19 protein-coding genes are annotated in these 19,797 nt (G+C 73.1%); 12 read left to right on the forward strand and 7 right to left on the reverse strand.

Annotated features, from left to right (window positions below; genetic code table 11):
- The first annotated feature begins 53 nt into the window (after positions 1-53).
- Genes ACIQMX_RS13075 through ACIQMX_RS13090 form a run of 4 tightly spaced genes read left to right on the forward strand, consistent with a single transcriptional unit; the run spans position 54 to position 3,779 of the window.
- Entirely contained in the window at positions 54-476 is a 423-nt protein-coding gene (locus tag ACIQMX_RS13075; protein ID WP_363069544.1) for a cupin domain-containing protein, read from the forward strand.
- The gene (locus tag ACIQMX_RS13080; protein ID WP_402477299.1) at positions 476-781 is read left to right on the forward strand and encodes an acyl carrier protein; all 306 of its coding nucleotides are present in this window, start codon (positions 476-478) and stop codon (positions 779-781) included. Before ACIQMX_RS13075 ends, ACIQMX_RS13080 begins: the two co-directional genes overlap by 1 nt.
- Complete coding sequence (locus ACIQMX_RS13085; RefSeq protein ID WP_402477301.1) at positions 774-2,378, forward strand: class I adenylate-forming enzyme family protein; 1,605 nt, start codon at positions 774-776, stop codon at positions 2,376-2,378. The genes ACIQMX_RS13080 and ACIQMX_RS13085 overlap by 8 nt, the downstream gene beginning before the upstream one ends.
- Positions 2,379-2,426: 48 nt before the next feature.
- Complete coding sequence (locus ACIQMX_RS13090) at positions 2,427-3,779, forward strand: aldehyde dehydrogenase family protein (protein ID WP_402477304.1); 1,353 nt, start codon at positions 2,427-2,429, stop codon at positions 3,777-3,779.
- Positions 3,780-3,866: 87 nt separating this feature from the next.
- On the opposite strand, the gene ACIQMX_RS13095 is transcribed toward ACIQMX_RS13090, so the two are convergent.
- The 5 genes from ACIQMX_RS13095 to ACIQMX_RS13115 are packed head-to-tail and all read right to left on the reverse strand — an operon-like array spanning position 3,867 to position 8,602.
- Positions 3,867-5,204, reverse strand: a complete 1,338-nt coding sequence (locus ACIQMX_RS13095) for a nucleotide disphospho-sugar-binding domain-containing protein (RefSeq protein WP_363072405.1) — start codon at positions 5,202-5,204, stop codon at positions 3,867-3,869.
- An 8-nt stretch (positions 5,205-5,212) separates the two neighbouring features.
- The gene (locus tag ACIQMX_RS13100; protein WP_363072407.1) at positions 5,213-6,433 is read right to left on the reverse strand and encodes a radical SAM protein; all 1,221 of its coding nucleotides are present in this window, start codon (positions 6,431-6,433) and stop codon (positions 5,213-5,215) included.
- Entirely contained in the window at positions 6,406-6,945 is a 540-nt protein-coding gene (locus ACIQMX_RS13105) for a hypothetical protein (protein WP_402477308.1), read from the reverse strand. Before ACIQMX_RS13105 ends, ACIQMX_RS13100 begins: the two co-directional genes overlap by 28 nt.
- Positions 6,942-7,592, reverse strand: a complete 651-nt coding sequence (locus ACIQMX_RS13110; protein WP_363072411.1) for a Type 1 glutamine amidotransferase-like domain-containing protein — start codon at positions 7,590-7,592, stop codon at positions 6,942-6,944. Before ACIQMX_RS13110 ends, ACIQMX_RS13105 begins: the two co-directional genes overlap by 4 nt.
- Positions 7,589-8,602 carry an aldose epimerase family protein gene (locus ACIQMX_RS13115; protein WP_402477311.1) on the reverse strand — a complete coding sequence of 338 codons (1,014 nt, stop codon included), beginning with the start codon at positions 8,600-8,602 and terminating at the stop codon, positions 7,589-7,591. The genes ACIQMX_RS13110 and ACIQMX_RS13115 overlap by 4 nt, the downstream gene beginning before the upstream one ends.
- 141 nt (positions 8,603-8,743) lie before the next feature.
- Between ACIQMX_RS13115 and ACIQMX_RS13120 the strand changes: the two genes are divergently transcribed.
- The 8 genes from ACIQMX_RS13120 to nudC are packed head-to-tail and all read left to right on the forward strand — an operon-like array spanning position 8,744 to position 17,365.
- Complete coding sequence (locus ACIQMX_RS13120) at positions 8,744-9,724, forward strand: TIGR03560 family F420-dependent LLM class oxidoreductase (protein WP_402477313.1); 981 nt, start codon at positions 8,744-8,746, stop codon at positions 9,722-9,724.
- A 43-nt stretch (positions 9,725-9,767) separates the two neighbouring features.
- Positions 9,768-10,910: a hypothetical protein gene (locus tag ACIQMX_RS13125; RefSeq protein WP_402477315.1), complete on the forward strand. Its 1,143-nt coding sequence runs from the start codon at positions 9,768-9,770 to the stop codon at positions 10,908-10,910.
- Between the two features lie 12 nt (positions 10,911-10,922).
- Positions 10,923-11,153, forward strand: coding sequence for a phosphopantetheine-binding protein (locus tag ACIQMX_RS13130; protein ID WP_363072419.1), 231 nt, complete (start codon positions 10,923-10,925; stop codon positions 11,151-11,153).
- 12 nt (positions 11,154-11,165) lie between these two features.
- Complete coding sequence (locus ACIQMX_RS13135; RefSeq protein WP_402477317.1) at positions 11,166-12,515, forward strand: acetyl-CoA carboxylase biotin carboxylase subunit family protein; 1,350 nt, start codon at positions 11,166-11,168, stop codon at positions 12,513-12,515.
- Positions 12,506-13,732 (forward strand): MFS transporter, encoded by a 1,227-nt coding sequence (locus tag ACIQMX_RS13140; RefSeq protein WP_363072423.1) that lies wholly within the window; start codon positions 12,506-12,508, stop codon positions 13,730-13,732. Before ACIQMX_RS13135 ends, ACIQMX_RS13140 begins: the two co-directional genes overlap by 10 nt.
- A 23-nt stretch (positions 13,733-13,755) precedes the next feature.
- A complete protein-coding gene (locus tag ACIQMX_RS13145; protein WP_402477320.1) occupies positions 13,756-15,240 on the forward strand; it encodes an AMP-binding protein in 1,485 nt (494 codons plus the stop codon).
- Positions 15,237-16,526, forward strand: coding sequence for a condensation domain-containing protein (locus ACIQMX_RS13150; protein ID WP_402477322.1), 1,290 nt, complete (start codon positions 15,237-15,239; stop codon positions 16,524-16,526). Before ACIQMX_RS13145 ends, ACIQMX_RS13150 begins: the two co-directional genes overlap by 4 nt.
- The gene (gene nudC / locus ACIQMX_RS13155; RefSeq protein WP_402477324.1) at positions 16,523-17,365 is read left to right on the forward strand and encodes an NAD(+) diphosphatase; all 843 of its coding nucleotides are present in this window, start codon (positions 16,523-16,525) and stop codon (positions 17,363-17,365) included. The genes ACIQMX_RS13150 and nudC overlap by 4 nt, the downstream gene beginning before the upstream one ends.
- Before the next feature lie 583 nt (positions 17,366-17,948).
- Here the strand turns inward: nudC and ACIQMX_RS13160 are convergent.
- Together ACIQMX_RS13160 and ACIQMX_RS13165 are read right to left on the reverse strand one after the other, a co-directional pair.
- Positions 17,949-19,016, reverse strand: a complete 1,068-nt coding sequence (locus ACIQMX_RS13160; protein ID WP_402477327.1) for an aldose 1-epimerase family protein — start codon at positions 19,014-19,016, stop codon at positions 17,949-17,951.
- The gene (locus ACIQMX_RS13165; RefSeq protein WP_402477329.1) at positions 19,013-19,759 is read right to left on the reverse strand and encodes an SDR family NAD(P)-dependent oxidoreductase; all 747 of its coding nucleotides are present in this window, start codon (positions 19,757-19,759) and stop codon (positions 19,013-19,015) included. The genes ACIQMX_RS13160 and ACIQMX_RS13165 overlap by 4 nt, the downstream gene beginning before the upstream one ends.
- Positions 19,760-19,797: the final 38 nt, after the last annotated feature.

The following is a 19,797-nucleotide window of genomic DNA, read 5'->3' on the forward strand; positions in this document are numbered from 1 at the left end:
GCCCACCCGGCACCGTCGAAACCGCTCACCAGCACACAGCCAAGGAGACACCCATGGACACCGTCTTCGACCCGGACAAGCACGTCCGGAACATCTACACCTCGCCCGAGGTCAAACTGCTCAACTCCCGGGACGAAGTCATCCCGGGCATCCTCGGCACAGTCGGCGCCGGCGAACTGATCGAGGGCGGCGTGGCCATCGGGGCCGACCGCATCATCATGGAGTCCGGCTCCTGCTTCGACCTGCACACCCACCCCGGCGCGCACATCCTCTTCGTCCTCAGCTCCCGCGGCTACATCCATATCAACGGCGTGGACTACGAGATGGGCGCCGGCGACACGGTGTTCGTCCCCGCCAACTACGCGCACGGCGTGAAGACCAACCTGCACGTCCCCGAGCCGCTGGAGATCCTGGCCTTCGGCGTGCCGCACATGCCGCTGGAGTCCGCCGAACGCATGACCCTGGTGGAGGAGTGATGACCGGCCCCCGCGCCGACGGGAGTCCGGCACACGCCGGACTCCCGGTCCCGCCCGATCTCGCGGCGGTCCTGGACGTGGTCCGCGGGCTCCTCACCGAACCCGTGCCGGCCTGGGGCCCCGGGCAGGCCGACGTCCCCCTCGCGGACCTCGGCTTCGACTCGCTGCGCACCGTGCGGCTCCTGGTCGAGGTCGAGACCGCCCTCGACGTCGAACTGCCCCAGGACAGGGTCACCGCCGACACCTTCCGTACCGCCCGCACCCTCGCCGACGCCGTCCACGAGACCCGGCACGCGCATGGGTGACCCGACCGCGACCGACCGGGACCTCGTCCACCGCTACCGGGAAACGCCCTTTCCCACCGGCGCGGGCGGGGTCCGCTCGGTCCTCGACCACCTCGACCGCCACGCCCGGGAACGCGGCGGGGAACCGTACCTCACGACACCGGCCGCCGACGGCACCGAGCGGACGCTGACCTATGCGGAACTCGACCACTACAGCCGCCGGACCGCCCACTGGCTGGACACGGTCCTCGGGCTGCCGGCCGGCGGGCCCGTCGGCCTGACCCCGGTCAACGACGTCCCGTCGGTGATCGCCCTGTTCGCCGTCCTGCGCTCCGGCCGGCCCGCCCTCGTGCTCAATCCGGCGGACCCGGCCGCCCGGGTCACCGAGCAGACCGCGGCCCTCGCCGTCGAGGCGATCGTCACCGGCCCCGCCACGGCCGACGACCGGTTCCCCCGAACCGTCCGCGCCCCCGACCCCGAACGGCTGCCCGACCCGCCCCCCGGCTGGTCCCCGCCGACCCCGCGGCCGGAGGCGGACATGCTCTACTTCGGCACCTCAGGGTCCACGGCGGCCTCCAAGCTGGTCGCCCAGACCCACGGCAACGCCGTCGCCAACGCGGACGCCATGGTCCGGCACCACGGACTGCGCCCCGGCGACACCTTCCTCGGCTGCCTGCCCGTCCATCACGTCAACGGCGTGCACCTGACGCTCATGGCCACCCTGGCCGCGGGCGCTCACGCGGTGCTAGCCCCCGGCTTCGACCCGTTCCGCTACCCGGAGCTCCTGACCCTCCACCGGCCGCGGGTCGCCAGTGTCGTCCCGAGCATCCTCGACGCCCTGTCCGCCGTGTGGCGCCGCCGCACCCTCCCGGCGGACTTCTCGCACTTCGTCACTGCCGCCGCCCCCCTGTCCGCCGAGACGGCGCGCGCCGTCCACACCCGGATCGGCGCCCGCGTCCTGCAGGGGTACGGCCTGACCGAGACCACCAACTTCTCCACCACCATGCCGCGCGACATCGGCGACGACGCCTATCGGCGCCTGCTGCTCGACGCCGACATCCCGACCGTCGGTGTCGCCGTCCCCGGCAACGAGGTGGCCGTGTTCGCCCCGGACGGCCGCCGCGCCCGCCCGGGCGAACCGGGGGAGATCCGCATGCGCGGCCACAACGTGATGTCCCGCTACGCGGGCAACGCCGAGGCCACCGCGGAGGCGTTCGCGGGCGGCTGGTTCCACTCCCAGGACCTCGGCCACGAGGTCCTGGACGAGAAGACCGGACACACGTACTTCGTCATCACCGGCCGCAGCAAGAACATCGCCAAGGTGCGCGGCGAGGCCGTGTCGCTGGAGGAGATGGAACGGGCCCTGAGGCGCCTCCCGGGCGTCCTGGACGCGGCCTGCGCCGCCGTTCCCGACCCGCTGCTCGGCGAGGTCGTGGCCGTGGCCCTGAACGCCCCCGACGCCGTCGGCGACGACGCGGTGCGCACGCACCTGCAAGCGCACTTCGCCGAGGCGGTCCAGCCCCACCGCATCCTGCGGGTGCCCGAGGTCCCCCGGACGGCCACCGGAAAGATCCTTCGGCCGGCCCTGCGGGACCTGCTGGCGCAGCCTCCGCGCTGACCCGCGCCCGCCCCTCCCCACCCGTTTCCCGACCCTGGAACCCGAGGCATGACCATGACCCTGCTGACTCCTCACGACCCCCAGACGGGCCGGCCCCGCCCGTCCTACCAGGCCGCGCGCGAGAAGGACGTCACGGCCGCGGTCGAGGCCGCGGCGGCGGCCCAGCGCGGCTGGGCCGCGCTCCCCCCGGGGCAGCGGTCCCGGCGCCTGCTGCGGCTGGCCGACCGTATCGAGGACCGCGCGAAGGAGTACGCCGAGGCCCTGCGGGCCGGCACGGGCAAGCTGCCGGAGGAGGCGCGGGGCGAGGTCGAGGGCAGCGCGGACGTCCTCCGCTTCTACGCGGGCGCCGCCCGCACCGAGGTCTCTCCGGCGGCCGGCCGGCGCATGGCCGACCGCGAGAGCTGGGTGCGCTGGGAGCCGCTCGGCGTCGTCGCCGCCGTCGTCCCCTGGAACTACCCGTTGATGATGGCGATGTGGCGGCTGGGCCCTGCCCTGGCCGCCGGCAACACCGTCGTCCTCAAGCCGGCCGAGACCACGCCCGACACCGCGCTCCTGCTCGGCGAGGACGCCGCCGGACTCCTGGGCGACGACGTGGTCCGCGTACTGCCCGGGGACCGGCAGACCGGTGTCCTGCTCGTGGAGTCCGGCGTCGACGCCATCGCCTTCACCGGAAGCACCGCCGGCGGCCTGGACGTCGCCTACCGCGCCGGACTGCGGCGGGTCAGCCTCGAACTCGGCGGCAACTGCGCCGCCCTGGTGCTGCCCGACGCGCCCGCCTACACCTGCGCCTCGCTGGCCGCCGCCTCCGTCTTCAACGCCGGTCAGAGCTGCGCCGCCCCCGCGCGGGTGATCACGCTCCCCGAGAACCACGACGCCGTGGTCGCGGGCCTGGCCCGGGAGATGGGCCGCATGGTCGCCGGGGTGGACTTCGGTCCGCTCAACAACCCCGACCAGGCGGCCCGTTACGACCGCATCCTGGAGGCGAGCCGGGCGGGCGTCCGGCACACGGGCCGGACCGAGCCGGGCCCGGAGCGCGACGGTGGCCACTGGCGGCCGTCCGTGGTCCTCGCGGACCTCGCCGAGGACGACCCGGCCGTGGTGGAGGAGGTCTTCGGGCCGGTCCTGACCGTGCAGCGGGCCCGGGACCTCGCGCACGCGGTCGAGCTCGCCAACGGCGTGTCCCAGGCCCTGGCCGCCAGTGTGTGGTCCTCGGACGTCTCGTCGGCCCTGACGCTGGCGGGCGAGCTGGACGCCGGGGAGGCCTGGGTCAACTGCCACCTCGACCAGACCCCCGAACTCCCGCACGGCGGGCGCAAGTCGTCGGGCCACGGAACAGACCTGAGCGTGCTGGCCATCGCCGAGTACCAGCGCCCCAAGTGCGTGACCGTACGCCTGGGCTGACCAGGCGTCATCCGCGACGCGGACCCGGAGGGCGGCCACCCGACGTGATCGGGTGGCCGCCCTCCGTGGTTCCCGGCGCGGCCGGGCTCAGCGGGCCGCCGCGAGCAGCCCGGCGACGAGCCCGGCCGCCCGCGCCGCCCCGCCCTCCGCGAGCATCGCCTCCCGCAGCCGCGCGCACGCGGCTCGGTGCGAGCCGTCGGCCAGGACCTGGTCCACGGCCTCGCGCAACAGCTCCGCCGTGACCGTGCCGTAGGGGTTCCGCAGGTCCCAGGGCGCCACCGCGGCACCGCCCCCGACCGCCGTCGCCGCGTTGGCGAACTGGTCCCCGACACCGGGCACGGACACCATCGGGACGCCCGCGAGAATGCTCTCGGTGGTCGAGTTCATCCCGTGGTGCGTGATGAAGACGTCGGCGTACCGCTCCAGCACCTCGCGCTGCGGGACGAAGTCCCGCACCAGGAAGTTCGCCGGCCAGGCCGGCTCGTCCCCGGCGGCCAGCAGGGAGCCGACGGCCGTGACGACCAGGAGGTCCTCGCGGCCGCCCAGGGCCGTGGTCAGCCGGTCCAGCATGGCCGTCAGGAACGCGCGGCCGGTCGCCGCGCCGCCGACCGGGCTGTGGAAGCGGAAGTCCGTCAGGACCGTGCCCAGGGAGAACAGCACCACGGACCGGCCCGCCCTCCGCGCCGCGCCGAGCGTCTCGAACGGGAAGCCGGAGGAGTCGTGCCGGAGTCTGGCCTCGGTGCGCACCGGCCCCGTGAGCACGGTGCCCGGCGTGTACCGGCCCGCCCCCACGGAGGCGCCGACGTGCACGCAGGTGTCCCGGTACGACTCGAGCGCCTGTGCGAGACGCGGGGTGCCCGGGCCCGGCGCGCGGGACAGCTCCCGCGCGGCGGTGACCACGGAGAGGTCGCGGGACGGGAACAGTACCGGCAGCAGGCCCTCGCCCAGCGGGTCCACCCCGTACCGCGCCCGGTACACCTCGTTCGCCCGGGTCAGTTCCGGGTGCGGGCGCCCGTGCTGCACGGCGAAGTCCTCGCCGAGGGCCCCGTAGCCGGGGAAGGTCACCAGGGAGACGGACGGGACGCCGTGAATCCGAGCCGCGAGCATGCCGTGGATGCCGAACACGTCGTAGAGGACGATGTCCGGCCGGAAGGCGGCCACGGCCTCCTGGTACGCGTCGCTCACGGACAGCGGGTGGACGAAGCTCTTGAAGGGCAGGTCGCCGAGGCCGTCGGGCGTCGGAGGCAGAGGCACCGACGGGACGGCCGTGTAACCGGCCCCCACGGACGCGAAGGCGTCCACGAGGGGGTCCGGGCCGAAGCCGCGGACCTCGGTCACGTCCGGCCGGCGCAGCAGCTCCTCCACGATCGCGAGCAGGGGGTTGACGTGTCCGATCGCGTCGATCGGGAGTACGGCGATCCGCATGAGATGCCTCAGCCGACGACGGTCAGCGGCAGCGGGCGGCGGGTCTGGATGGCCGCCTCGATCTGGGGTGTCCGGTAGTCGCGGCCGGCGCAGGAGCCGCAGGCCGTCAGGTGGGTGTCGCGGGCGTACAGCGCGCGGATCTGTTCGCGCAGCTCGGCTCCGGACAGGTCGCCGGTCAGGTCGATCACGTCCTGCGGCGCGTCGGGTACGGCCTTGAGGTTGTGGGCGTTGGCCGAGAACGGGCAGCGGTACAGCTTGCCGTTGAGGAGGGTGACGATGTCGTTCACGCAGCAGTTGTGGAACATGTCGTCCAGCACCTCGGCGCTGCGCTCGACGTAGCGGATCCGGCCCGAGTCCGTCCACACGGGTATCTTCGACAGATGCGTGATCCCCTCAGTGGTGAGGGTCTCCTGGAGCGCGTCGAACTTCTTGGAGTGCTGGCCGTAGTTGGTGATCTCGACGACCACCTTCTCGTTCCGCAGGCAGTCGAGGTTGGCGCCGCGCGGCACGATCGTGCCGTTGGTGTAGACGACGACCTTCTCGACCACCTCGTAGGCGACCAGCTGCTCGATCACGCGGTGGACCCGCGGATTGACAAAGGGCTCGCCGCCCAGGACGCGGAACTCGTAGATCCCGTCCACGCTGTCCATGATCCGGTCGACGGCGCTCGCCAGCAGGTCGAGGTCGCTGTGGCGAGGCTTGGCGTAGTACTGCATCAGGTTCGAGCAGTCCTGGCACTTCATCGAGCACGCCTCGGTGACCACCACGTCGAGGTACTTGAGGATCAGGGTGTCCTCGGCGTGCTCGCGGTCCTTGAGGGTCTCGTGCTTGTGCAGTGCGGCCTTGCGCTCCGCCAGCACGGGGCTCATGCCGGTGTCCGCCTCGGAGCCGGAGAAGTCGAACCCGTCGAGCAGCTCGACACAGTCCTGGATGCGGGTGAAGCCGGCGGACCGCACCCGGTCGGTCATCGTCTTCAGGTAGTTCCCGCACAGGAACACCAGGGCGTCGTCGGCCAGTTCGGGCAGATCCGTGATGGAGTGGATCGGAAGCCCGCGCAGAACGGTGCCCTGCTTGGACGCCCGGCCGTCCGCGAAGCAGGTGACGGGCACTCCCTGGCGGGTCAGGACGTGGTGGGCCAGGACGCCGACGTCTCCCGCTCCGAAGAGAACGATGGGACGGGGGTCGGCCAGCAGGCTCTGGATCACGGGCGGGAGGGTGTTCTCGGGCATGGTTCGGCCTTCCTCACGTCAAGGGGTTTGTGGAGGTGCACGAAACGGCGTCCTGTGTCGTCGGAGTGCACAGGGCCGCACTGCTCGAAGCCGAGCGACGCAAGCAGGGCGCGGGTGCCCCGGATGTCCGGGTTGGCCTCGGCACGGAGCGCGTCGGCCCCGAGCGCGCCGGCCAGACGGACGGCCTCGCGCAGACAGCGGACGCCGACCAGCGAGCCGGCGGAGAGTTGGTCGGGAGCGACGGCGAGGCGGCTCAGATAGGCGGGACGATCGGCCCGCGGATGCCCGGGGGGCTCCTCGGCCCGCGGCCGGGTGTCGAGGGTGAACATGCCGACGGCCCGGCCGTCCTCGCGCAGCAGCCGGACGTGTCTCCCCGCCACCAGGGCGGCGGTCGTCTCCGGGCGCCGTGCCGGCCGCGGGGTGCCGGTGGCCTCCGCCTGGTGGGCGTCGCACGCCTCCAGGAGCGCGTGCACCTCGTCGGCGTCGGCGGCGTCTTCCCAGCCGCCGGTCATCCGACGACGCTGCGGGTGTCCCCGTCCACGACGATCGCCTGTCCGTCGCGCAGGGCGATGAAGGGCACATGGTGCTCGGTGTAGTACTCGACCAGGCGGTCGATCTCCCCGGACTCGGGGTGGTCCGAGCGGTAGTGGGGGGCGATGGTGAAGGGCAGCAGGCCCAGGCAGTCCCAGTCCATGGTGGTGCCCTCGTAGCCGCTCGGCACCAGCTCGGGGTCGTCCGTGTCGCCGTGGATGCCGCGCAGGTCGGGGCCGAGCAAGCAGGGGCCCGCGCTGTAACCGGCGTAGACGACGGCCTCCTCCGTGATCAGCCGCTTCAGGACGTGGTCGGCGCCGCTGGCCTGGAAGGCGCGCCGCAGGACGAACACGCTGCCGCCCCGGACGTAGACGCAGTCGGCCGAGGAGAGCACCTTCTCCAGCTCGTCGGCGCGCCCGAAGTAGTCCCGGAGGTCGACCTCGAACGGGTCGAGACCGATGCCCGAGAGCTCGTCCAGCTCGCGCGCGAGGGAGGCGGCCCGGCCCTCCTCGTCCTTGTAGTCGTCGGCGTTCAGGATCAGGGCGGTCCGCCGGCCGCCGTCGCCGAGCAGGCGCAGCAACTCCTCGGGCTTGTTGCCGATCCGGAAGGAGGACAGGTAGAGCTTCATGCGGGTAGGTCTCCGATCGTGTGGAACTCGTGAACGGTCCGGTGGCGGTAAGTCTGGCCCGGATCCAGGCGCACCGACGGGAAGTCCGGACGATTCGGAGCGTCCGGCCAGGCGCCCGTCTCCAGGCACAGGCCCGCCCGCGGCCGGCGGAAGTGGTCGCCCGAGTAGACGCCGACGCCGCTCTGGTCGGTGCGGACGCGCATGGCCCGGCCGGACGGCCGGTGGACGAGCTCGGCGGCCCAGGCCGGATCGTCGAGGACGAAGAAGTTGTCGATGCGGGAGCCGTCCAGCCGGCGGGGGCTCGTGTGGTCGAGCGGGGTGCCGGCGGTCGGCCGGGGCGGTCCCGCCAGCGGCATCAGCCGCTCGTCGAAGGCCACGTACCGGGTGGAGTTCAGTGCGAGCTCGTGGTCGTCCACGGTCCGCCCCGGCCCGCCGAGGTTCCAGAACGCGTGGTTGGTGAACCCGGCGATCGTCGGCGCCGTGGTGGTCGCCCGGAAGTCGAAGGTCAGCCGGGACCCGGCGTCGATCTCGTAGCGCGCCTCGGCGGCGAGCGCCCCGGGGTATCCCTGGTCGCCGTCCGGGCTGTCCAGGCGCAGCGAGAGCACCAGGCGGTCGGGCAGCACCAGCGGCTCGGCCCGCCAGACGTGCTTGTCGAAGCCCAGCGAACCTCCGTGGAGGTGGTGACCGGCGTCGTTCCGGTCCAAGTCGTGTACGAGTCCGTCAAGTTCGATGCGTCCGCCGGTGACGCAGCGGCAGTAGCGCCCGACGGTCGCGCCCACATAGGCGTTGATGTCGGGGTCCTCGTAGGACCTCAGATCGGGCAGCCGGACGACGACGTTCTCCGAACGGCCGTACCGGTCAGGGACGTTGACCTCTACCAGAGTGGCCCCGTAGGTCCACACCGTAATTGCCAGGCCTTTGCCTGAATCCAGTGTGTAGGCATCGACGTCGGCCGGTCCTTGTGCCGCATGCCCGATCGTGGTCCCGACGCGCTCGCGCAGAATCCTCAATGCTCCCCCTGGCCTGGACGAACGGCGGCGATGGTGGTTGATTGGATCACTCAACTCGGGCCAAGGCAAGGGCCTTTCCATGTCTTGCTCGGTCTCGTACAGTTGCCGCCAGCACACGCTGTGGGCCGCGAGGGGGAGCAAGTGATCAGAGTCGGGGTCCACTCCGGACAGCAATACGCGAACTTCGACGAATGCCTGGAACTGTGGACGCAGGCAGAGGAGTTGGGCTACGACTGGGTGTCGCTCTTCGACCACCAGCGCCCCCCTCTCGGCGGCCCGGACGGTCCCTGCTTCGACGGCCCGACGCTGCTGGCGGCCCTTGCCGCGCGTACCCGGCGGATCCGCTGCGGCATGCTGGTGTCCGCGGTCACCTGGCGGCATCCCGCCATGGCCGCCTCCATCGCCGCCACGCTCGACCACGTGTCCGGCGGACGCCTGGAATTCGGTGTCGGAGCCGGCGGGGCGGACCTGGCGTACGACCAGTACGGCCTGCCGTTCCCGCGGACCGGCGACCGCCTGGACATGCTCGACGAGTCCTGCGAGATCATGCGCGGACTGTGGACCCGCGACCGCGTCGACTACGAGGGCGAGCACTACCGCCTCACCGGTGCGGCACTGGCACCCAAGCCCGTGCAGGAAAGGCTGCCGCTGGTGATCGGCGGCGGGGGAGAGAAGCGCACCCTGCGGACCGTCGCGCGCCACGCCGACGTGTGGAACACGCTCGTCACCGACATCGACACCTACCGTCACAAGAAGGACGTCCTCCGGGGGTACTGCGAGGAGATCGGGCGCAACCCCGACGAGATCCGGATGTCGATGACCTTCCGGGTCGTCCTCGGCGAGGACGAGACCCGTGCCGAGGAGCGGCGGCGGGAGCGCATGGCGCTGCTGCCGGCCGGGTCGCCCGATGTGGGCGAGTACCTGGCCTTCGGTACGGCCGAGCAGTGCGTCGAGGCGCTCCTGCCCTATGTACGCCTGGGAGTGGGGGACTTCCTCCTCGGGCTGAGGCCGCCGGTGGACCGGGAGACGATGCGGATCTTCGCCGAGCGGGTCGCACCGGCACTCCGGCAGGCCGCCGCCGGACTCGACGGGTCCCGATCCGCGGACCTCGTCCGCCGCTGAACTCCGTCCACTCCAGCACGAGGGCCGTCCGCGAGGTATGCCCGTGCGCACCAGCCGAGGAGCGTTGCCCCATGCCGCCGAGCCGCCGTGCCGCCCGACACCCCGGGCCGACAGCGTGACCGGGACGGACTTCCGGATCGTGGAGCTGACGGACCTCCTGACGGAGATCGACGCGGCGACCAGGTCCGAGGCCGCCGCCGCGGCGGGTACCGGACCGGCGCGCACCGTCTGGGACGCGGCGTCCGTCGCACTCCTGCCGCCCCGGCTCGGCCGCCCCTACCTGCGCCCGGGGGACTGCCGCGCGGTGGTCGCCTCCAGAGCGGGCCGCCCCGTCGGCATCCTTCCGCTGCTGCGTGGCACGCCCGGCCAGACCCCGCAGGCCCTCCAGGACCCCGGTCCGGAGCTCGCCGCCCGCCTGCCGGCGGACCCCGGTGACCTGCTGTTCGTCGGCGGGTGCGTCGACCTGGTCGCCGGCGCTGCTGTGGCCGCGGAGCTGACCGACGAGGAGCGCCGCACCGTACGCCGCGGTCTGGTGGACCGGGCCTGGGACCGGGCCCGCCGAGACGGCCTCGTCCCGCTCGCCCTGCACGTGCGGGACGCCGAGGTCGCCGACTTCCTCGGTCCCGGCCGGCGGGCCGCCGAGATCGGTGTGTCCTGCCTGCTCCGCCTGCCCTCCGACGGCTCCGACGCCTCCTACCTGGCAGGCCTCGGCCAGAGTGGCCGCCGCACCGTCCTCAAGGACCGCCGCTCGGTGGCCGGGGCCGGACTCCGCTCCGAGGTCCGCCCGGCCGCCGAGCTGACGGCCGAGGCCGCGGAACTCGTCGTGGCCGTCAAGCGGCGGTACGGCGTGGAGGAGCACCCCCGGCTGGTGCGCGCCCGGCTCGCCCGCTGGGCCGCCGACCCCGCCGGCGAGCGCGTCGCCTTCGCGGTGTGCGACGCAGGCGGCCCCGTGGCCGTCACCTTCGGCTGCGTGCTCGGCACCGGCCTGGAGATCTATGAGACGGGCCTCGCCGACGGGCATCCGCACCGCCACGAGGCGTACGCCGAGAGCCTCTTCCAGGCACCCATCGCCTTCGCGCAGGCACGGGGGATCACCGAGATCGACCTCGGCTTGGACGCGACCATCCCCAAGACCCGGCGAGGGGCGGCCCTCGCGCCGACCTGGGTCGTCACATCCGACCAGTGAAAGAGACAGAACATGGACACAACGATCGACGACATCGTGCGGGCCGAGTGGTGCGAGGTGCTCGACGTGACCTCTCCCGACCCGAGTGACGACTTCTTCGAGATAGGGGGCAACTCGCTGCTGGCCGTCAGCCTGGTCGAGCGTGTCGAGTCGCGCATCGGGGCGGAGGTGGCCCTGGAGGACTTCTTCCTCGACGGCCGCCTTCAGACCCTTGTCTCCGCAGCCCGCGCCGCAGCGAACTGAGCCCGCAGAACCATGTCTGCTCCCGCACTGCCCCGGCTCGGGATCTGCCACGCCCCGGACGGCGCGGCCAACCTGCGCGAGGTGTTCCGCGCCGCCCGTGACCTGTGCGTTCCGGTCATCCTGGTCGACGCGCGGGTCGCCGCCGCACACCCGGACCTGGTGGCACTGGCCTCCCGGATCCTGGAGTGCCACGTCCTCCCGGAGACCGACGTCCCGGAGACCAACGCCGAGCTGGTGACCGGCCTCGGCCTGGCCGGCGTCACCACCTTCCACGACGACGAGCTGGAACGGGCCGACGCGCTGGACCGCCTGGTCCGCCGGGCGCCCGCACCGGCCGTCGCGGCCCCCTGGGACAAGCTGGTGCAGCGTCAGGTGCTGCACGCCGCCGGACTGTCCGCCGTGCGCGCCGAGGCCGTCGACTCGGCCGAGGACCTCCACCGGGCATACGCGGCGCTCGGCGGCTCCTGCGTCCTCAAACCCCGGCGGGCCGCCGGCGGCCGGGGGATCGCCTTCCTGGACGGCTGGGACGACATCGCCGCGCACGTCGCCGCACGCCGTGTGTGGGACGGGATGCTCCTGGAGACCAGGATCCCGGCCGCCCCGCACCCCTCCGGGACCCCCTGGCTCGGCAGCCTGATCTCCGTCGAGACCGTCAGCGCCGGCTCCCGCCGGGTCCACCTCGGGGTCCTCGACAAGCTGCCCGTCGCCGTCGGCCGCCACGAGGGGCCGGAGGGCACGGACGCGGTGAACGTCCAGGGCGACATCCTGCCCTCGGCGCTCCCCGCCGGCCTCCTCGACCGGGCCCGTGAACTGACCGGCCTGGTCCTGGACGCGCTGGAGGTCCGCGACCGCGTCACCCACACCGAACTCCTCCTCACCCCCGCCGGGCTGGAGGTCATGGAGGTGAACGGCCGCCTCGCCGGCCATACCGCCAGACTGTTCCGGCTCGTCGGCGCCCCCGACCCGGTCCGTACGGCCCTGGCCGCCGCGCTCGGCGGGGAACCGAACGCCACCGCAGCGCCCGAGGGGACGGCCGCGGGCCTCTTCCCCACCTTCCGGGACCGCACCGGCACCGTCCGCACCCAGCTGCGCCCCCGAGACCTGAGAGAACTCCACGGGGTGCAGGCCGTGGACGAACTCGCCCGGGACGGCGACGAGAAGGCCGCCCTCCAGTACCGCATGGCCAACCTCACCGTGCGCGCCGACGACCGCCCCGGCCTCGACCACGCCGTCACCCGCGTCCTCGCCACCCTCACCGAGGGCTTCGCCGACCCGGCCGGCATACCGGACACCCACCCGGACGCCTGCGCCGCGGCCGCACCGGACCCCGATACCACCATGGAGCAGCCGAGATGCGTCTGAGGCAGTCCCTCGAACCGTTCAGGCACCGCCGGTTCGCCTACCAGTACGCCGGCTTCACCGTGTCCGTCATCGGCAACACGCTCAGCCAGGTCGCGGTCACCGTCGGCCTGCTGGAGGTGACCGGCTCCGGCGCCACTGCCGGTCTGGCCCTCAGCACCTCCACCATCACCCTCGTCGTCTGCATCCTCTTCGGCGGGGTCTGGGCCGACCGCCTGCCCCGGCACCTGGTCATGGCCGCGATGGACTGCGTCCGCGCCGCCAGCCAGATCGGCGTCGGTGTCATGCTCCTCGCGGACGCGGTCAATCTGCCCCTCCTACTCCTCCTCCAGATGTGCTTCGGCGCTGCGCAGGCCTTCCACCTGCCCGCCTCCTCCGGCCTCACCCGCTTCACCGTCCCCAAGGACCAGCTCCAGCGCGCCAACACCCTCCTGTCCTTCGCCCGCAGCATGTCCGGTGTGCTCGGACCGCTGCTCGCGGGGGTGCTGATCGCCACCGTCGGCGCCGGCTGGGCGCTGATCGGCGACGGACTGTCCTTCCTGGTCAGCTCCGCCTGCGCGGCCCTGATCAAGCTGCCCCGCCGGGAGACCCCGCGCGAGAAGGACAGCACCCTGCGCGAACTCGCGGCCGGCTTCAGGCTGGTCCGCACCACCCCCTGGATCTGGACCAGCATCGCCGGATTCATGTGCACGCACGTGGCCGTCGCCGTCTTCATGGTCGTCGGACCGGTACTCGCCGCCCAGAACGACAGCGGCGTCTGGCAGTGGTCGCTCCTCATCGCCGCCCTCGGCATCGGCGACGTTCTCGGCGACCTCTTCCTGCTCCGCTACCAGCCCCAGCGGCCCATGCTCGTCGCACGGCTCGCCGAACTCCTCCTCGTCCCCATGCTGCTCCTGATCGCCTGGGGCGCCCCGCTCCCGGTCCAGATCGTCGCCGTGGCCCTGGCGGGCGCGGGGATGACCGCCGCCGACTCCCTGTGGCTGACGACCATGCAGCACGAGGTGCCGGAGGACTCCATGTCGAAGGTCTCCTCCTACGACTGGCTCAGCTCCGTCGCCCTGCGACCCGTCGGCTTCGCCCTCGGCACCACCTTCGCGGGCGGCGGCCTGGCCTTCGTGCTCGTCTGCCTGGCCGTGCTGGTCCTCGCCTCCCGTCTCGTGAGCCTCGCCCACCCGAGCGTCCGGGCCCTGCGCACCCCGGCCGACGCCCTGGTGCACTGACCCCGACACCCCCGGAGAATCCCATGCATGACGTCGTGTCCGCGATCGCGGAGCAGACCGGACGCGGTCCGGACCGGATCGCCCTGCGTGTGGCCGAGCGGGAACACACCTACGCCGAGCTGTGGCGGGCCGCCGGCTCCGTCGCCGCACGCCTCGGCCCGCGCCCCGGCCGCGTCGGGCTCGTCTTCCGCCGGGAGTTCCCCACGTACGCCGCCTACCTGGGCATTCTCCGGGCCGGTGGCGCCGTCCTGCCGATCGGCCCCCGGTGGCCGCAGAAGCGGGTTCGGGAGGTCCTGGACCACGCCGCTCCCGCGACCGTCCTCGTGGACGGCGAGGTCCCGGACCCGGCGACGTTCGAGGGGGTGCGCCTCCTCTCCGCGGCCGACCACCTGGACGGGACCGGACCCGCCCCGGCCGGGGTCGAGGCGGAGCCCGGCCAGGAGGCCTACGTGCTGCACACCTCGGGCTCCACCGGCCGCCCCAAGGGCGTCCCCGTCGACCACCGGGCGCTGCGGGCCTACCTCACCCACGTCATCGACCGGTACGAACTCGGCCCCGGCTGCCGGATGGCCCAGGCGGCCGACCTCACGTTCGACGGGTCGGTCTTCGAGATCCTCGCCGCGTGGGCGTCCGGGGCCGGCCTGGTCGCCGCCGCCGGACACTCCTGGCGCTCCCCGGCCCGCTTCCTCGCCGAGCACGCCATCACCCACCTGGACACCGTTCCCTCGGTGATCGCCATCGCCCGCCGGATGCGCACCCTCGGCCCCGGATCCCTGCCCGACCTGCGGTGGAGCATGTTCGGCGGCGAACAGCTCACCTACGAGGCGGCCGCCGCCTGGCGCGCGGCCGCCCCCGGCTCCGCCGTGGAGAACATCTACGGCCCCACCGAACTGGCCGGCGTCTGCGTGAGCTACCGCATGCCGGACGACCCCGCGCTCTGGCCCGACACCGGCAACGGCACCGTCCCCATCGGCACCGTCTACCCCCACCTGGAGGAGGCCGTCCTCGACCCAGCGGGGCTCCCCGCCGACGACGGCGAACTGTGCGTGCGGGGCCCCCAGCGCTTCGCCGGGTACGTCGACCCTGCCGACGACCGGGGCCGGTTCCTGCGGGGACCCGCGCCCCACGCCCCCGTCGTGGGACGCCCCGCGCCCGAGGACTGGTACCGCACCGGCGACCGGGTCCGCCGCCAGGACGGCCTCCTCGTGCACTGGGGCCGCGTCGACCGGCAGGTCAAACTCCGCGGCCACCGGGTCGAACTGGACGAAGTGGAGGCGGCCGTACGCGGCCGGGCCGGGGTCCGCGAGGCCGCGGTCGTCGTCGTCGACTCCCAGCTCGTCGCCGCCTACACCACCGACACGGCGGACGGCGTGACCGGCGGCGACCTGCGTGCGCACGTGGCAGCGCTGCTGCCCGACTACATGGTCCCCGTCGTCTGGCGGCAGATGGACGAACTGCCGCTGACACAGAACGGCAAGCTCGACCGCGCACTCCTGGAGCGCGCGTGACCGGGCCGGGAGACGTCCGACTCTCCCACGCCCAGCAGCGGTTCCTCTGGGACGAGGAGATGACACCGGGCCAGGACGACAACAACGTCGTCCTCGCCTACCACCTCACGGGCCCCGTCGACGCGGACGCGATGACCGCCGCCCTTGACGACGTCCTGCGCCGTCACGAGGTGCTGCGCACCGTCTACCTGTGGGACGTGGCAGGCGAGCCCGTCCAGCGGATCATGACGGCCGAGGCCGCCGGGATCGCCCTGGAACACGTCACGGTGACCGGACCCGGCCTCCCTCCGGCCGACCTCGCGGCGCGCGTGTGCGCCGACTGGTGGGACAGCCCCTTCGACCTGGAGCGGCGCCCGCCCGTCCGCGCACGCCTGGCCGCACTCGCCCCGGACTCCTGGCTGCTCTGCCTGAACATCCACCACATCGCCTTCGACGGCCAGTCCGAACTGCTCCTCGCGGCGGACCTCGGCACCGCCTACGAAGCCCGGGCTGCCGGCCGGCCCCCCGCGTGGGACGCCGTTCCCGGCTACCGGGAGTACGCCCGCTGGGAGCCCGACCGGATCCCGGTCTGGGCGGAGATGGACTTCCCGTTCTGGCGGAAGGTGCTCGCGGACCCCGCCCCGGCCCTGCTGGCGTCCCCCGAGACCGACCAGGGCGCCCGGGGCGAGTACGAGATCACTCTGGACGCGGCCACGACGGACCGCATCCGGGGCGGGATCCGGGCCGCCCGCTCCATCGTGCTGTCGGCCCTGCTCCATGAGACGTCCGCCGCCGTCGGAGACGTCTTCGAAGTGGACGCCGTGAACCTCACGACCGTTTCCTCCGGCCGATTCGAGAAGGCCCACATCCCGATCCTCGGCTGCTTCGTCAACCCCCTGGTCCTGCCCCTGCGCGGCCTGAGGACGACGGACTCCGCCACACGCCTGACCGAGGTGAACCGGCTGGTGCTCCAGGCACTGCGGCGCGCCCGCCTCCCCTTCGACCTCATCGCCCGCGACCAGGGCATCCAGGCCGCCGACGCGGGACTCTTCGACGTGATGGTGGCCCTCCAAGCCCCGGAGCCCGGCGGCGCGTTCGCCTCCGGCGTGACGTACCGCCCCCTGCGCGTCAGCGCGCCCCGGGCGGGCTTCGGGCTGGTCGTGGAGCTCGAACAGAATGTCGCGGGCCACTGGGTGGTGGCCGGCCGCTGGCGGCAGGACCTCGTCGAGGAGCCGGTCGGCCGCCAGGTCGTGGAGTCCCTGACCGAACGCCTGCTCGCCCTTCCCCACCGGGCAGGCATCCGATGACCCGACGGACCGACGATGCACAGGTGGTCGCGGTCGACGGCGACACGATCCTGCTCCGGGACGGCGCCCGGGGACCCGAGCTCGCCGACCTGGCGCCGCCGCCCCCGGCCGAGGGCCAGGTGACGGGAACGGACGCCGAGGGCAGGCCCTACCTTGCCGTGCCGCGCACCGACGTCCCTCCCGGCACCCGCCGCGCCCGCCTGATCGACGTCCTGGAGGAGCTACCCCCGGCGCAGGCCGGCATCGCGCTGCGCGCCGTCGGATTCCACCAGTGGGTACGCGCGTCCCCGAACTGCCCGCGCTGCGGTACCCCCGCCGGCCTCCGCGCCGACGGCCGCTCCCGCCGGTGCGCGTACTGCGCGACCGAGCACCACCCGCGCACCGACCCCGCGGTGATGATGTCGGTCACCGACGACCGGGACCGGCTCCTTCTTGCACGCCGCGCCGTGGCGCCGCCGGGCCGGATGTCACCTCCGGCGGGATTCGTCGAGCCCGGCGAGACCGCCGAGGAGGCGGCGGCCCGGGAGCTGCTGGAGGAGGTCGGCGTACACGCGACGGACGTCACCTACGTCGCCAGTCAGGCGTGGCCCTTCCCCGGCAGCCTGATGCTCGCCTTCGCCCTGCGCGCCGCCTCGCCGCGGATCACCGTCGACGGTGACGAGATCGTCGCCGCCCGATGGTTCACCCGCGAGGAGTTGGGGACCGCCATACGTGAGGGGTCCCTGATCCCGCCGCCCCCCGGCTCCCTGGCGGTGAAGCTGGTCAAGCGCTGGTACGGCCCCGGGTACGACGCGCTCGCCGGGCACACCGCGGAGCGCGGTCCGGTGCCCGGGGCGTGACGTGAGGCCGTGAGCCGGGGTCCGGTCCCGCGCGTACGGGGCCGGTTCCCGGGTGTCACGGCCCTCCCGGCGTACGGAGCACGGAGCGGGCGCGACCTGTTCGTGCCACTCGGCCGGGATCCGCTCGGCACGGCGTGCGACGGCGTGAGCGCGCTTCGCCTCGCCTGACCAGGGTGCTGTGCACCCGCGAGCAGAGGTCCCGGACCGGATCGGGGCCGGCGAACACTGACGTGATCCGCCGGCCCGGCCGGAACGCTCGTAGGGGCTTCTGGCGGCCGAGGCATGAGCGACGCCCCGGACCGGCCCGTCCTCGCCCGCCGCCAAGTGCCGTGCGACGGCTGCGGTCGCAAGCCAACTCGCCGCAGGAGAACGGGAAGCCGCGTCGGGCCGCGCACTTTGACGCGTCGGGCAGAGCGCCGCTCATGGTTCCGACCTGACGTGCTCTCCAGGCCTGCCGGCCGACCTGGCCGCCTCAGTGGAGAGGGCCCGCCAGGTCACCGGTCCAGGCCTGCCCGCCTCGGTGAAACAGCCGTGAACTGCTTGTCGTTGTCGTACGTCACCAGATGGATGCTGCGGCGGGTGATCAGCCGGTCCGGCCCACCCGGAACGTCGTCGTGTACAGGCGTTCCTCACCCGGATCCAGGAAGGTCATGGACCCGTCCTCGCGGGCCGCGGTCTCGCCCCGCACGTGGTGTGTGGAGGGCTCGAAGCCCACGGCGTAGGCGCCCTCGCGCAGGTGCATCCACTGGAAGAAGGACGGGAACTGCGCCTGGTCGTACTCCAGCTCGAAGTACATCCCCAGCCGGTCGTTCACCAGCCGGGGCCGTACCGAGCCGTCGGCGTCAGGTGCCAGATCGTGCTCGTAGACCTGCTCGACGAACCCGGGCAGCGGGCCCGGCATGTCGGTGTTCGAGACACCCTGTTCGGCGACGCTGTCGCTCTGCCACAGCGTGCGGCGCAGCGGCATCTCGTAGCGCGCGCCCTCGTCCAGGAAGGGCCAGCCGACGTTGATGTGGTAAAGGAACATGTGCGGTGTGGGGTCGAAGCCGGCGTTGCGGACCCGGTCGATGAGCCGGATCTCCGTGCCGCCGAGATCGGCCTCGATACGGCGGGTGAGCCGCAGGTGCTCACCGAAGATCGCGGCCTGGCGGACCTCGCCCTCCGCCCAGAGGACGCAGTGGCCCTCGTCCTGCCACTGCTCGCCGTAGCCGGTGAGCCGGGCGGGCAGGTTGCCGACCCGGCCGTGCAGCGCGTGGGAGGCGGTGCGGCGCGGCGGGTAGCGGTACTGCGAGGCGTCCACCTCGGCGCCGAACAGTGTGTGGTCGAGACCGGCGGTGAGCAGCAGACCCGAGAAGCTGCGCATCATCGACAGGCCGTCGTCGTCGCGGTACTCGTGCAGGCCGGGGTGGCGGAAGCCGGTCGCGGAGCGCCAGCCGAACCCGCGGCCCAGGAACTCCGCCCCGCCGAGGTCCATGGCCCGGTCCACGAGCACATCGAAGGAGAGTCCGGCGCCGGTACGGAACTCCAGCGTGCGGATCCCGCGTTCGGAGCCGTCGTCCAGGACGACCGACCGCACACCGCCTGCGGCCGTGAGGTCGCCGGCGTGCCGGGCGAGGGCGTGCCGGTCGTAGTCGCGTCCGTTCAGCTTCACGCCATCACCCACCCTCCGTTGACCTCCAGGCACTGGCCGGTGACGAAGGAGGAGTCCGGTCCGGCGAGGAAGGAGACAGCCGAGGCGAGTTCCTCCGGGCGGCCGCGCCGCTTGAGGGACTGATGGTCGAGCACATGCCGCGTATAGGCGTCGGGATCGTCGTGGATCGCCTCCGCCGCCGTGGGGAACGCGCCGGGGGAGACGCAGTTGACGCGGATCTCCGCAGGTCCGAGCTCGCGGGCGAGTGCGCGGGTGAGGGCGACGGCCGCGCCCTTCGTGGAGATGTAGGCGGCGAGCGAGTCCCAGCCTCCGTGCATGGTGATCGAGGCGACGTTCACGATCGCCCCGCCGCCCGTGCCGGCCATACGGCGCGCGGCCGCCTGAGCGGCGACCCAGTAGGCGCGCTGGTTGACCGCGACCACATCCTCGTACTCCGCCAGTGGCACATCGAGGAAGGGCCGGCTCGGGTACACGGCGGCGTTGTTGACCAGGACGCGCAGCGTGCCCAGCTCCGCCGCGGACCGTCCGACGGCAGCTTCGACCGCTCCGGCGTCGCGCAGGTCGGTGGTCAGAGCCAGGGCGCGGGCACCCGACTTCCGCACTTCCTCGACCGTCTGCTCCAGCGATGCGGTGTCGCGGTCGAGCACGGCCACATCGTGCCCGTCGGCGGCCAGACGGGAGGCTATGGCGCGTCCCAGGGCGCCGCCGGCGCCGGTCACGAGTGCTGCTTGCGGTTGACTCATCGGTGGTTCCCATCTTCCCGGTGCCGGCCGGGCGCCGC

It is taken from the genome of Streptomyces sp. NPDC091416 (genome assembly GCF_044756845.1).
Taxonomy (GTDB): domain Bacteria; phylum Actinomycetota; class Actinomycetes; order Streptomycetales; family Streptomycetaceae; genus Streptomyces.